6 protein-coding genes are annotated in these 14,111 nt (G+C 65.9%); 2 read left to right on the forward strand and 4 right to left on the reverse strand.

Annotated features, from left to right (window positions below):
- Window positions 1–104: 104 nt before the first annotated feature.
- Both QM707_RS12075 and QM707_RS12080 read right to left on the reverse strand, forming a co-directional pair.
- A complete protein-coding gene (locus QM707_RS12075) occupies window positions 105–3,743 on the reverse strand; it encodes an autotransporter domain-containing protein (RefSeq protein ID WP_415002118.1) in 3,639 nt (1,212 codons plus the stop codon).
- Between the two features lie 107 nt (window positions 3,744–3,850).
- The gene (locus QM707_RS12080; RefSeq protein ID WP_415002119.1) at window positions 3,851–4,423 is read right to left on the reverse strand and encodes a C40 family peptidase; all 573 of its coding nucleotides are present in this window, start codon (window positions 4,421–4,423) and stop codon (window positions 3,851–3,853) included.
- Between the two features lie 61 nt (window positions 4,424–4,484).
- Between QM707_RS12080 and QM707_RS12085 the strand changes: the two genes are divergently transcribed.
- Entirely contained in the window at window positions 4,485–4,964 is a 480-nt protein-coding gene (locus QM707_RS12085; protein WP_415002120.1) for an FKBP-type peptidyl-prolyl cis-trans isomerase, read from the forward strand.
- A gap of 85 nt (window positions 4,965–5,049) precedes the next feature.
- Here the strand turns inward: QM707_RS12085 and QM707_RS12090 are convergent, their stop codons facing one another.
- Both QM707_RS12090 and QM707_RS12095 read right to left on the reverse strand, forming a co-directional pair.
- Window positions 5,050–6,603, reverse strand: coding sequence for a M4 family metallopeptidase (locus tag QM707_RS12090; protein WP_415002121.1), 1,554 nt, complete (start codon window positions 6,601–6,603; stop codon window positions 5,050–5,052).
- Window positions 6,604–6,644: 41 nt separating this feature from the next.
- Window positions 6,645–11,072 (reverse strand): autotransporter outer membrane beta-barrel domain-containing protein, encoded by a 4,428-nt coding sequence (locus tag QM707_RS12095; protein ID WP_415002122.1) that lies wholly within the window; start codon window positions 11,070–11,072, stop codon window positions 6,645–6,647.
- Between the two features lie 269 nt (window positions 11,073–11,341).
- On the opposite strand from QM707_RS12095, the gene QM707_RS12100 reads away from it, so the two are divergent.
- Window positions 11,342–14,005 (forward strand): LuxR C-terminal-related transcriptional regulator, encoded by a 2,664-nt coding sequence (locus QM707_RS12100; RefSeq protein ID WP_415002123.1) that lies wholly within the window; start codon window positions 11,342–11,344, stop codon window positions 14,003–14,005.
- Window positions 14,006–14,111 lie beyond the last annotated feature (106 nt).

Below are 14,111 nucleotides of genomic sequence, written 5' to 3' on the forward strand. Positions count from 1 at the left end.
CGCCAAGCAGCCATTCCGTACAACGGGAGAAGATCGAAGTCGAGGCGAAGGAATGAAAAAGGCCGGAGCGTCGCCGCCCCGGCCTTTTCTTTTCCAGCAGCGCATCAGAACTCGATGCGGAAACCCAGGGTCAGGTTCTCCAGGCTGTTGCCCTCGCGGGCGACGATGCGATCGTACTGGATGAAGCCGGACCGGCCCTTGGTCAGCACGAACGACAGTCCGATGTTGACGCGGAAGTAGTTGTTGTCCAGCGCGTTGCCGGTGATCAGGATCGGCGTGCCGGTCGGGTCGCTGACCAGGAAGGCGCGGAACGCGTCGGGGTCGCCGTTGTACTCGCGCTGCCATTCGAGGCCGAACATCGGCATCAGCACGCCCCAGTTGGTGCTGTGCGCGTAGCTCGCCTTGCCGCCGATCACGGAGCTGAGCGAGGTGACCGTGCGGTCGTCGATGCGCAGGGCGAGGCCAGCGCCCGGCGAGTTCGCGTCGAGTCGCTCGGTGAAGGAATCGAAACGCTGGCGGCTGTATTGCGCGCGGCCGTACAGACCGAAGTTCCATGCCTTGGCGTTGAAGTCGCGACCGAGCGTGACGCTGGCGGAGGTGTCGGTGCCGCCCGACGAGGCGCGCGCGATCTGGTCCACGGTCAGGCCGGGCAGGGTGTAGACCACGCGACGACGATGACTGTAGTCGTTATGGCCCCAGCTCAGCACACCGTCCACGTACCAGCTGTTCTCGCGGTACAGGGTTGCGTAGCCGGAGAGGCTCCAGCCGCTCATGTCCAGCGAACCCTGACCGCCCGACAGCGTGGTGTCCTGATTTGTGTAACCAACCGCGACGCCGAGCACCAGGTTGTCGGTCTTGCGATAGTCGATGCCCACCGTCAGGCCGCGCACATCGAAGTCGTAACGCGGCGCATTGCCGTTGGCGTCGGTTTCGCCGCGACCGATATTGCCGGAGGCGAAGAAACCCCAGCGCGAGAACCCGGCCTCTTCCTGCTTGGCCGCTTCGTCCTCGCCGAGCAGCGAGGTCATCAGCGAGCCCAGCGAGACCGTGCCGGTGGCCGTGGTGATCGACAATCCGCCGAAAGAAGCGCCGGTGCCGCCCGCGCGTAGGGTGTTGATGCGCCCGTTGAGATTGTCGAACTGCGCGTCCACGGCCGCTTCGCCGGTCTGCGTCTGCGTCTGCGCGACATCGGGCAGCAGCTCGTCGATGGCATCGGCCACGGCGTCCGGATCGGATTCGCTGGCGTCGGCCAGGGCTTCGCATTGTTCGAGCAGGTCCTGCTCGCCGCTATCCGGACTGCTTTCGTCGCTCAATGCGATACAGGCGTTGTCCAGAGCGATGGCGACCGCTTCCTGGTCGGTGCTCAGGTTCGGTATCGAGGCCAGCGTCGTATTGTGGTTGAACGAGACGCTGGACGCGGTGTACTGCGCGTAGGCGTCGAAGTCCGCCGTAACGACGACGGCGCCGGCGGAACTCGGCGTGACCGTCGCGCTGGCGCGACCGTTCGAGTCGGTGACCGAACTCGCCGCCGACAGCGAACCGTTGTTGCTCGACCAGTGCACGGTCAGGCCCTGCAACGGCGTGCCGCCATCCTTCAGTTCGACAATCATCGGCGCGGACGCCTGGCCGGTCGACAGGGTCTGCCCATCGCCCGATACGATGGTGAGCTGCGTCGCCACCAGCGAGCCATTGATCGTCGCGGTGAAGGTTGCGCTGGGTCCGTTGACGACCTGCGCGAGCACGGTGACGGTGCCGGGCGTCAGGCCCAGCGTCAGCGTCGTGCTGGCCTGGCCGCTGGCGTTCGTGAATTCCGACGTGGACGAAAGCGTGCCGGTGCCCGAGGTGACGGCGAACGTGATTTCGACGCCCGCCAGGTCGGTCGCGCCGGCCGGCGGATCGATCGTCACGACGAAGGGCGCCAGCACGGTGCCCGGATTGGCCGCCTGGCCGTCGCCGCTGGTCTTCTGCAGAGCATCGGCGGTGTTCGCCGTCGCGCTGAAATCGACTTCCTGCAAGCCGCCGTAAGCCGAGGCGTTGATCGTGATCGGGCCGGGGAACGCACCGTAATCGAAGGTCATGAATGCATGGCCGGCGCCATCGGTGGAGGACGAGCCGGAGGCGAGCGTGGCCGAACCACTGGTCACCATCCAGGTGATGTTCTGGCCCGAGACCGGGTTGCCGCCACCGTCTACCAGCAGCACTTCCAGCGGATCTTCCGCGGCGCTGCCGGTCAGGCCGGTCTGGCCATCGCCGGACACGATGGTCAATACGGGCGGAATGACATTCCCGTTGAACATGGCCATTGCGGACGGATCGTCGGCGCGCACGGCGGTGACCGTGAACGGGTCCGGGCCGGGACCAGTGCTGGTTACGGTGACGCTGGCCTGGCCGAACGCATCGGTGACGCTGCTCGGCGAACTCAGCGTGGCGCCGCCGGTGGCCATCCAGTTGATGGTCACGCCAGCGGCGTTCGCACCATTGTCTTCGGCGTGAACCACCAGGGGCGAGGGCAGCGGCGTATTCGGAGCGGCGGTCTGGTTGTCGCCGCTGACGACGTCGAGCGTGCGGATCAGCAGCGAGTTGAGGACGAAGGTCTGGGTAACAGCGACCGCATCGGCGCGCGTCGCGGAAACGACGACCGGTCCGGGCGTCGGGCCCAGATCGATCACGGCGCTGGACTGGCCGGAGCCGTTGGTATTTCCGCCGTTGCTGACGCTGTCGATCGTCGCATCGCCGCTGACGATGTTCCAGATGATGCCGATGCCTGATTGCGGTGATGGACCGAGCCGCGCTTCCACTACCAGCGGCGCAGGCACTTGCGTGTTGATCGGCGCGCTTTGGCCGTTGCCGGAAACGATGACCAGCGTTTTGTTCAGCACCGTCACCGTAAAGCTCACCATGTCGGGCGAATCGGTGCGCCTCGCGGTTACCGTGACCGGCCCCGGGCCAGGCCCGAGGTTGGTGATGCTGACCTGCGACAGGCCCGAGCTGTCGGTCGACGTACTGGTGGCACTGAGCGTCGCGCCGCCGCTGGCCGTCCAAGTGATCGCCTCGCCCGAAGCCGGCCGGTCGTCATTGTCCGCGCGAACCACGAGGGGCAGGGAAGCCGGCCCGCCGGTCGCGCCGGACTGGCCGTCGCCGCTGACTTTCGCCAATGAACGCCGGGCGCTCTTGATGCCGTCGCTTCCCCCGTTGTTCGACAGCAGCAACGCAGCCGCGCCGGCGCCGATGGCCACCGGCAGAAGTTTGCTGCCGACGCCCGTGCGCGCCGCGGCCGCACCGACTTCGATTCGGAACTGGACCTCGGACCAGGTCGCGCAGTTTTCGCCCGCGCAGCCGGGGTTGGATTGGGTCGAGGCAGTGACCAGATAACTGCCCGTGCCCGGCGCAGTGAAGAGATTGGAGGCCGTGCCCAGCTCCGGCATGTCGGCGCCACCGGCCGAACTCAGGCCTTCGCTGCGTGCCAGCACGCCATCATCGGGAGTGACTTTCCAGCGGACCGTCCTGCCGGCAACCGGATTGCCCTCGGACTTGACCATGACCGAGAGGGACAGTGGCGTGTCGGCGGAAGCGGCCAGTGCGCCCGCGTTCTCGGTGACGGCTTCAAGCGAGACCGTGGCCTGGGCGGCGGCCGGTGCGACCAGCCCGCAGGCGAGCAAGGCGGCGACGGCGGTATCCCTGAGTATGCGCGACGCCAAGATCGCCCAACGGCCAGCCGGCCCTGCCTGGTTCGGTGCATGCATGATCGAATCCCCCTGTAGGACTGTGCGCTCAATCACGGAAACACCCGTCCGGCGCTCGTTTCTCCTATATACACCCCCACGCGGTCCGCCGGAAAGCCGGCCGGTTTTCAGCGCAGGATGCGTTTTGCGCCGACGTAGTAGCGGCGCCAGTATTCGCTCAGCAGCGAATCGAGCCTGACCGTGCCGCCGGCGCTGGGGGCATGCACGAAGCGGTTTTCGCCGACGTAGATGCCGATATGGCTGACGCGGCCGCCACGCGGATTGAAATAGACCAGGTCGCCCGGCTGCAGGTCGTCGCGATCGATCCGCGGCGCTTCGATATCGATCAGTTCCCGGGTGCTGCGGGGAAGCTTCAGGCCCGCCGCTTCGTGGAAAACGAAGCCGACCAGTCCGCTGCAATCGAAGCCGCCGTCCGGACTGGTGCCGCCGTAGCGATAAGGCGTTCCGACCAGACCGATCGCACGCATCAGCACATCGTTGGATACCGCCGCCAGCGCGGTCGGCTCGCGATAGCCCTCTTCGCCGAGCCCGAAGGCTTCCGAGCCTGGGCCCGACGCCGGGCCGCCGGTGGTGGCGCAGGCGGTGAGCAACAGCAGTCCTGCCCAGGCGAGGCCGCGAAAGCAAGAGTTATCCCGAACTGGTGCCGGGCCCGTCTGCAACGGATAATGCGCGTCCCTCATCCGGGCCGAGTTTGCCCCAACCTCGCGACGGCGTCACCCGCCTCGCCTCCACGGTAAAGCCATGAAGATCGAAGACCACAGCGTCGTGCGTTTCCATTACTCCGTTTCCGAACCCGGCCAGGAGGCCATCGAAAGCTCGCGCGATCGCGACCCGCTGACCATCATGATCGGTCACGGCAACATCATTCCGGGCCTGGAAACCGCGATGAAGGGCCGCGAGGCCGGCGAGAAGTTCGAAGTGACCGTGTCGCCCGAGGAAGCCTATGGCGAGCGTCGCGAAGGCATGATGCAGCGTGTGCCGCGCAAGCATTTCAAGAACGCCAAGCTGGTGCCGGGCATGCAGGTGGTGCTGCCGACCGCGATGGGACCGCGCGCCATGACGGTGCATAAGGTCGGCATGAGCGTGGTCGATGTCGACCTGAACCACCCGATGGCCGGTAAGTCGCTGAGTTTCGACGTCGAAATCCTGGACGTGCGCGAAGCCAATGCCGAAGAGATCGCGCACGGCCACGTGCATGGCGAAGGCGGCGTACAGCACTGATTCCAACCGCTCCGGGCCGTGAGCCTGGCGCGAAGAAGAACGGCCCGCTTGCGCGGGCCGTTCTGTTTTCCGGCATAGCGGAAGCTCAGTTCACCCCGACCGCCTTCCATGCGGCGATGACCGCATTGCGTTCGGCGGAGGCCGGGCCGTACAGATCGGACGCGGCGTTCAGCGTGGCCGTACGCGCACCGGCATAGCCGGTGTCCGACGTCATGTAGACGGTGATCGCGCGGTACCAGATCTTTTCAGCCTTGGTCCGGCCGACACCGGTCACGCTGCCGCCGTTGCAGGTCGGCGCCTGGTGATTCACGCCGCTGTAGGTGCGCGCGCCGCTGCCTTCGGCCAGCAGGTAGAAGAAGCGGTTGGCGGGTCCGGAAGAATAGTGCACGTCCATCTCGCCGATGTTCGGGTTGTAGCAGTTCGGCGACAGCCCGTCTTTCGATGGATCGAACATGTAGCGCAGAGCCATCGGGTTGCTGCTGCCCGGGACGTTCGCCAAGTAGATCTTCTCGCCGATCATGTAGTCGGGCGTATCGGTCGGGTTGTTCGCGTAGAACTCCGTCATCGTGCCGAAGATGTCGGAATTGGCTTCGTTTAGCGCACCGGACTCGCCCGAGTAAACGAGGTTCGCCGTACGGCTCATCACGCCGTGGCTCATTTCGTGCCCTGAGATGTCGAGCGAGACCATCGGCCCGACCACGCGGCCGTCGCCATCGCCATAGGTCATGCAGAAACAGTTGTCGGCCCAGAAGGCATTGGCGTATTTGCGACCATAGTGCACGCGGTTGTAAGCGCCTTTGCCGTTGTTGGCGATGCCGAGGCGACCATGCACGTTCTTGTAGTAGTCCCAGGTCATGGCGCTGCCGAACTGCGCATCCGCCGCCGGCGTAGCGCCGTCCGTCATGGCATTGTTGCCCCAGACGTTGTCGGCATCCTTGTAGATCTGTCCCGAGGTCGCGCCGGTGCCGGCATTGATGGTGTAGCCGCCGCCGCGGGCCGGGTCGCGCAACTCGTAACCGCCAGCGATCGAGTTCGTCGTCAGGGTGACGTTGCCGGAAAACAGGGTCTTGGCCGTTCCGGTGGCCGCCGCCGTGTGCCGGTCGCTCCAGTCGTCGATCACTGCGCCGCTGTGTGCGTCGACGAGATAGCTCATGTCCTTGTCTGCGTTCGACAGGCGCACGCGATAGGCCAGACGGACAGGCCGCTTCCCGCGCGCATCCACGATCAGGACGGATTCGGGCGTTCCGGAAAAATCGCTGCCGAAACGCGCGCCGGCGACGACGATGGCGTCGTCGGCCGTCAGCGTGGGGCGAACGCCCAGGCGCAGCGGCGCGCGCAGGGTCTGCGTGGCCGCCAGCATTCGGCCGTTGCGCGAATGCAGTACGAAGTCGCCGCCGAGAACCTCCAACCCCGCATAGCGTCGTTCGAAGCGCACGTGTTCGGTGCCGTCTTGGTCGATGACCAGGTCGCGGGCGAAGTAGCTGTCGGCGGTGGAGGCATGCAGCGTCTTGCCGTTGATCTGCAGCATGGCCAGCGCGCGGCCGACGACCGGGTCGTTGGCGTCGGTGCCGGCGGCCAGGCAGGGGCCGGAGAGCATCGCCAGAACGGCGAGGGACAGGTGCTTGCGAACGAAGGGCATGGATATTCCTCTGGATGCTTGTTGATGTCGGTGCGGAGCGCTCAGCGCCCGGCCTTGCCGAAGGTGTAGCGGATGCCGAGCTGGCCACCGAAGCTGTTGTTGATGGCGCCGCCGTCCTGCCAGTTCAGGCCGCCGAAGATGGCCAGGTTGCCGCCGATGTCGGCATTGACGCCGAGCTCGAGCAGTGCGCTGGTGCCCTCGGTGTTCGTCGAACCGAAGAAGTCGCCGTTGATGTCGTAGAAGTTCTCGCCATCGAACTCACGCACCGCGCTCAGGGTCGCGTGCGGGGTCCACACCGTGTTGCCCGAGGTGAAGGACTTGCGCAGCGCCACACCCAAGCGAGCCCGCGAGGAATCGCCACCGTGCAGGCTCATCACCGCGCCCGGCGCCGCGACCGTATCGATCTCGTCGACGTTCACGCGGGTGTACTGGAACTGCGGCTCGACCTTCAGGCCGTTCGCCATCGTGAAGGCATAGCCCATCTCGATGTTGAAGGCTTCGGCGCTGCCGTCGACCTCACGCTCACCCAGGCTCGAGTGCATCGTGGCGTCGAAATCCATCCAGCGGTAGGACGCGTCGACATAGAAGCCGGTCGGCGAGATCCAGGTGCCGTACACGCCCCAGGTGTCGCCATCCATGCTGGCATGGCCCGCGCCCGGGCTGGTCAGGTCGAGGTCGCCATCGGTCTTGGCCAGCAGCAGGCCCAGGCGGAACTCGTCGGTCACGCCGAAGTCCACGCCGACCTCCGCACCCGAGATCTTCTGGTCGTAGTTGAAGTTGCCGCCGTTGCCGAAGTTGAAGGCATCGTGGCCCGGGTTGATCTCGCCCTTGTCGCGGAACACGCGGGCCCACAGCGTGACCGAGGACTTCTCGGTCGAGCTGATCACGCCCTCGCGCTGGCGCCAGGTGCCGATCTGGGTGTTCATCATCGCCTGGGCGCCGCCGGCGACCGCCGCCGCGATCGTGCCCGGGTCGTTCAGACCGGTGACCTCAATGCCCAGGTAGTGCACGTCCGGCGAGGTGTTGGCCGCGTTGATGTGCGCGAACAGGCCGAAGTCCAGGTTCAGGAAGCTGTTGTCCGGATCGTAGTCGATGTCGCCCAGCACGAAGTTGCTGTCGACCGACACGCCCGTCACTTCCACCACCGGGATCTCGGTGAACTGCTGCACCGGCACCAGCGGGCCGCCCAGGTCCACGTTCACCGTCTGCACGGTGCCCGTGACCACGCTGCCGTCGATGTAGAGCATGTCGCTGAGCTCGTTGATGATGCTCACGTCGACATTGATCTCACCCTCGCCGGCGAAGTCGCCGATGATCGTCAGCGTGTCGTTCGGCGCGCCGTCCTGGAAGTCGATCGTGCCGTAGTTGTAGAACGGCAGCGGGTTCAGCGACGGGATCGCCGCCTGCGGACCGCCCATGTCGATCAGGTTGTCGCCGGACACGTTGATCAGGCCGTAGTTGTAGAACGAGTTGCCGTTGGCCGAGAACGTGCCCAGGTCGATCGACGCGTTCGTCAGGTTGATGACGCCACCCGTCCAGTTCAGGATCTCGTCGTCGCCGCCGCCGGCCAGGATCGAACCGGTGACGATGCCGTGGTTGCTGATGGACGTCGCCGCGCTCGCGCTGGAATCGATGGCGATGCGTTCGCCTTCGCCGGTCGCGGCGATCGTTCCGTAGTTGACCAGTTCGTGATAGCCGCCAGACGCCATCAGCACGGCAACGGCGTGTGCATCCGCGCCATAGGCCGCTGCGACGATGCGTGCGTCTTCGCCATTGATCAGGTAGGTGCCGTCGTCGTATCGCCCCGTAATGGAAACGCCGATGGCCATCGCGTAGTCGCCTTCCGCGATCGCGATGATGTCGCCCGAGTTGTCGACGGAAGCGGCGAGGTAGGCGGAGCCTTGGTTGCCGTAAGAACCGATCGCCAGCAGGCCGGTGGCCAGGGCCGAATCGCCTTCGGCGCTTGCGGTGATATTGCCGGCGTTCGACAGTTCCACCGGTCCGAAGAAGCTGTTGCCGAGGCTGCCGACCGCTTCGGCCGAGCCACCGACGGCTTCGGCGATGGCGACGATGTCGCCCTCGTTATGGCCGACAGCGCCCAGGCGCCCGACGACGACCGAACCATAAGCCCTGGCGATGCCGTCGTCGGCGCTGGCAACCGCCGTCAGCTCGCCGTAGTTCTGCATTCCCGCCAATCCGCCGGCGTAGGAGTAATAGCAGCCGTACTGGCCGCAGCCTTCATAGAACTTCTGGCCCGGCGCGATCGCGGACGCGGCGACGGCGAAGGCGTCGCCATGATCGGCATCGGCGATCGCCAGGATGTCCCCGTGGTTGTAGGTGATGCCGTAGTAGCGGCCGACCAGGTAGGAGCCATAAGCCGAGGCATAACCGAAGTCGGCGCCGGCGTAAGCCTGGATCGTGCCGTTGTTGTGAATCGCTGCGCCGTAGCTGCTCGTCTGCTCGACGCCATAGGCCGTCGCGATGGCGGCGTGGTAGGTGTAGTCGCGATCGTTGGGGTCGACGAAAGCGCTGGCGCTGATGACCCCGTCGTTGTAGACCAGGGCCTGGCTGCCGCCGAACATGTTGATGCCGTGGGAAACGGCGCGCCCGGCATACGTGTCGCCGGCGGCGCTGCCAACCACCGAGGCCGCGACGATGCTGGCGCCTTCGGCATTGCCGACATAGGTGGTCGAGCCGTACTTGCTGCGCGACCAGACGCCGTACGAAGCGACGATGCCGAGCTCGCTGCTGGCGTAGGCAGTGATGTCGCCGGAATTCTCCAGCCCGGCGTAGTACTTGCCGTACTGATAAACCCCGGTGGCGCCCGCGCCGCCGTGGAAGAAGCCCAATGCTTCCTCGGTGATGGCCGTCGCGTGGATGTCGCCGGAGTTGACCATGACGACGCCGCCGAACAGCGGCGATTCCTGACTCGCGCCGGTCGCATTGGCGGCACCGTAGGTGAAATTCCCGGTGTCGGCGCTGCCATGGCTCAGGGCGTAGGCGCTGATCGTGCCGGCGTTGACGTCGTGCGAGTAGTACATGCCGTACGTAGACGTGCCGGTGGCATTGGCGCGGCCCGTGTATTCGACGATGGAGACGGCGGAGATCACGCCGTCCTCGCCGTTGTAGTTGGCGGCGTAGCGCGCCTGCGTCTGCAGGCCATAGGAGATCGCGGCGCCGCGATAGACCTGGGCCGTGGCCGAGATATTGCCCTCGTTCACGGCGGTGGCCGTGTAGTAGAGGTAGAAGGTGCTGGTCTCGGCACCGTAGGCGAACGCGTACGAACCATATTCGGCGGTGGAGTGCGAGATGCTCGTGGCCTCGATGTCGCCGTAGTTCACCGTGGTGGCGAAACCGATGAGGCCGTAGGTGCGAACGCCCCAGGCCGACACCACGGCCGCCTGGCTGTAGGCCGTCGCGCTGGCGGAGATGTCGCCCAGGTTCGTGGTCATCGCCGAAGTTCCGGCGGTGAAGACCCCGAGCGCCGCTGCGTCGGGGCCGTAATAAATGCCGCCGCCGCTGACCGCGGTGACGTCGATGTCGCCGTATTCGCCGTTGACCACGGTCGAGAACTGCTCGCCGATGGCCTGGACGCCGATCGCCACGCTGTTGCCGTGTTCGATGCCGGCATAGGCATCGATGCTGCCGTCGTTCGCGATATTGACGTTGTATCCGTAGGCAAGCACGCCGACGGAGTAAGCGCGGCCAAAATAGGCCTGGACATCGGCTTCGATGTTGCCTTCGTTGACGACTTCGACGATCGAGTAATCGGGGAAGTAGCCGCCGCCGTTGGCATCGGCATAGATGCCGGTGGCGTGCGCGCCATACGTGCTGGCGCTGATATCGCCGGCATTGGCGACGATGACCGAGCCGTCCGCTGCGACGGCGTGGATGGCGGTCGCGTCGCCCAGGCTGGCATTGGCGCTTATGGTTGCGCCGGCCTGGTTGACGACATCGATGTCGCCAGCGACCGAATACAGGTTCACGGCCGTTACGTCGTAGGCGCTACCCGATGCCGCGTCCACGTATGCCAGCAAACTGCCGGCATTTTCTACGAGCACATCGTCGTAGGCGGTCATGTCGACGGCATTGGCATCGCCACCGCCATAGGCGGCTATCGCACCGTAGTTGACCAGCGTTCCGGAACCGGTCGCTCCGGTCATCTGGATGCCGTCGACGCCATCGGAGAAAATGCTGGTGACGTCGAGTTCGCCGACCACCACGGTCAGGTCGTCGATGGCGAATACCAGGGGCGCATCGGGCGCCGGGGTATCGAAGATGCCGTTGCAGGCGATGCTGTCCACGCCGCTGACCGCGCAGGTTCCCGCCCAGACGGCATTGCCGCCGGAAGCGAGCAGGGCACCCGAAAGCACCAGCGCGGCGCGTATCGCGCGCGTTGTCGCGCGTTGCTTCGGTCCGGACCTGCGATGGCGGTTTGAAGCGGTGGTTTGCGTGGGGTCGACGATCATCTGTTACTGGTCCTTTGTTTTTTTGCGACAGCGGTCGTCGGCCGTGGATGCCGACGCCGAGGGCTGCGATTTCGCGCCTTCTGTCGCTGGCAACACGCCCCCCAAGCCGGGGGGGCGATTGCATTGGTCAGGTTTTCATCGCAGGTCGTGCGCGACACGGGACAGGTTTCACACATTGGCGAGCGTGGATGGCGCCGCGTTCGGATAAGCTTTGCCGCGCCGCTGCGATGCCTTGCATTGCATCGCAGCAAATGCCGGATCGCCGATCGATGTCCGAACCCGAATTCATCCTGAAGACGACGCCACCCAGGCTGCCTCGTACGGCGGTCGAACGGGAGCGCTTCAGCAAGATCTGGGACATCGTGCGCGAGCGCACCGCGATCGCCGTCATTGCGCCGGCCGGTTTCGGCAAGACCACCTTGTTGGCGCAATGGCGCCGTCGCTGGCTTGCGCAGGGCGCGCTCGTGGCCTGGCTGACGGTCGACCGGCAGGACGATCCTTCGCGTTTCAACCGCGCCTTGTTGCATTCGGTGCGCGTGGCCAGCGGGCGGATGCCGGGAGAGGAGGGCGGTCCGCCAGGGGCCTTGTTCGACCCCTTCAGCATCGAAGCGCTCACCGGCCTGCTCGGCGACATCGCCAGCCTGGGCAAGCAAACGGTGCTGATCATCGACGATATCGAGCGACTGCCGGAGGCGACCAGCCTGCATTCGCTGGTTTACCTGCTCTACAACGCGCCCCCCAACCTGCATGTGATGATGGGTTCGCGCCAACCGCTGCCGTTCCAGACAGGCGAACTCGCCGCGAAGGGCAATATGGCGGTGTTCAAGGCCGCCGACTTGCGTCTGCAACCGGAAGAGTCCATCGCGATCCTGGAAAAGCGTTTCGGTTCGCGCCTGAGCCTGGACGAATGCATGCGGCTGCACGAAGCGACCGAAGGCTGGCCGATCGGTTTGCAGCTGGCCGTCGCGGCGATCGAACCGGAGTCGGATCTTTCCTCGGCGATCGCCTCCCTCTCCGGCAGGCATAGCGGCATCGAGCGCTACTTCATCGAATCGCTGTTCTCGCGACTGTCCGAACGCGTGGCGGCTTTCCTGACGCGCATCGCCATCCTCGACCGGATGAGCGCGCCGATGTGCGAAGCCGTTGCCGCCGAAGCCGATGCCGCCGCGTTCCTCGACCAGTTGCTGCTCGACACGCCGATCCTGATCGTCGCCGAGCACCAGGATTGGTACCGGTTGCATCCGTTGGTGCGCGACTTCCTGTTGAGTCGTTTCGAACAGCTCGATGTTCCCGAGCGGTGCGAACTGCATGGTCGTGCCTGCCGCTGGTTCGCCGACCGGGGACAGTTTCCCGAAGCCGCTTCGCATGCGCTCGCCGCCGGCGACGAAGCGCAGGCGCAGGCGTATGCCGCCAAGTCGCTGTGGATCCTGCGCAGCCAGGGCAAGGTGGCGGAAGCGCAGGCCTGGCTGGAGCGCATTCCCGACGAGGTGATCGCCGCGGACGTCAATCTCCGTCTGATCGCGGCCTGGGCCATGGCGCTCGGTGAACGCAATGCCGAGGCGTTCCGCATCGCCAGGGACGTCCTGCAGGATCCTGTGGTGGATACGCAGACGCAGTTCGTCGCGGCCCTGGTCGCATCGAGCGCCACGGGGTATTCCGACAAGCTCGGTCTGGTGCCCGACCTGTTCCTGCGCTGGCCGGAGTTCCCGGCCGACATCACCGAGCCGGTCAGGGAGCTCACCTATCGCAACAGCATGGCGAACCTGCGCCTGCATGCCGGCCAGACCGATGCCGTTCGTCGCATCCTCGCCCTGTCTGAGGGCGCCGCCGACAAGAGCACCGCCCGGCTGGCGCTGGCCTTCCGAACGATGTTGCTCGGACTGAGCCATCTCTGGGACGGCAACGCGTTCCAGGCCGAGGCCGTGCTGCGCCCGGCGCTGGCCCAGGCGGAAAAAGCATCGGGCCGGCGTAGCGAAGTGGCTTGCCTGCACGCGGCCGTGCTCGCCGCCTGCCTGTGGGAGCGCGACCAGCCCGTCGCCGCGTCGGCCCTGCTGGCCGATCGTCTCGACGTCATCGAACGCACCGGATTCCCGGACACCATCCTGTTGGCCTACCTGACCCTGGCGAGGGTCGCGGCCGGGCAGGGCGACGAGCGTCGTGCGCTGCAGTTGCTGCATGGGCTCGGCGACCTGGCCGAACGGCGCCGGCTGCCGCGATTGGCCCTGCATGGGCTGGTCGAGCAGATCCGGTTGCACGCGCAGCATTCCCGTCACGAGACGGTCGAGCGGCTCCTGCAGGAACTGGATGCGTTGCAGGCGCGTTTCGATCTCGAGGAATTCCGCGCGTATCTGCCGCAATACCGCCTGGCGCTGGCGATCGCCCGTACGCGAGCGGCCATCGCCAAGCGGGATTTCGATGTCGCCGAACAGCAGGTCGGCCTGGCGGACGAACTGGCGCGTTCGCTCAATCGCCAGCGCGACGCTCTGACGATCAAGGTGTTTCGCGCGGTTCTGGCGCAGAGGCGCGATGCGAAGCAGGCGCAAGCCCTCCTGGCCGAAGCCGAAAGCCTCGCTTCCATCGGCGGTACGTCCCGCCTGTTGGCCGATGCCTGTCCCGAAGCCGTGGCGATGGCTGGCGACCTGCAGTCGCGCCATGCTGTTCCCGCTGCGTCGGCGCAATCCGGGGCGAGGGAAGCCGAGCTGTCCCCGCCGGTACGGCCCAGCAACTTGCGTTGCGGCCCCCTGACGCCGAAGGAAGCCGAGGTGCTGGCGCTGCTCGACGAGGGCATGTCGAACAAGCTGATCGCCCGTGCGCTCGAGATCAGCGACGAGACGGTGAAGTGGCATCTGAAGAATCTTTTCACCAAGCTCTCGGCCGGCAACCGCAAGCACGCGGTAGACCGCGCCCGCTTGCTGGGCCTGGTCGGGAACTGAGGCGCGCCCATCGCCCTGGCCTAGGCCGCTGGTCTACCCGACGAATGACACATGCCGGCGGCCGATGCCGGGATAAACTTGCGTCTGAATTCAGGGGCCAACAGGG

The organism is Arenimonas sp. (assembly GCF_047602345.1).
GTDB lineage: Bacteria > Pseudomonadota > Gammaproteobacteria > Xanthomonadales > Xanthomonadaceae > Arenimonas.

What these genes read in the sequence shown, in the direction of transcription:
- QM707_RS12085 (WP_415002120.1), top strand. Translation starts at nt 4,485, where the DNA reads ATGAAGATCGAAGACCACAGCGTCGTGCGTTTCCATTACTCCGTTTCC.
- QM707_RS12095 (WP_415002122.1), bottom strand. Translation starts at nt 11,072, where the DNA reads ATGATCGTCGACCCCACGCAAACCACCGCTTCAAACCGCCATCGCAGG.
- QM707_RS12090 (WP_415002121.1), bottom strand. Translation starts at nt 6,603, where the DNA reads ATGCCCTTCGTTCGCAAGCACCTGTCCCTCGCCGTTCTGGCGATGCTC.
- QM707_RS12075 (WP_415002118.1), bottom strand. Translation starts at nt 3,743, where the DNA reads ATGCATGCACCGAACCAGGCAGGGCCGGCTGGCCGTTGGGCGATCTTG.
- QM707_RS12080 (WP_415002119.1), bottom strand. Translation starts at nt 4,423, where the DNA reads ATGAGGGACGCGCATTATCCGTTGCAGACGGGCCCGGCACCAGTTCGG.
- QM707_RS12100 (WP_415002123.1), top strand. Translation starts at nt 11,342, where the DNA reads ATGTCCGAACCCGAATTCATCCTGAAGACGACGCCACCCAGGCTGCCT.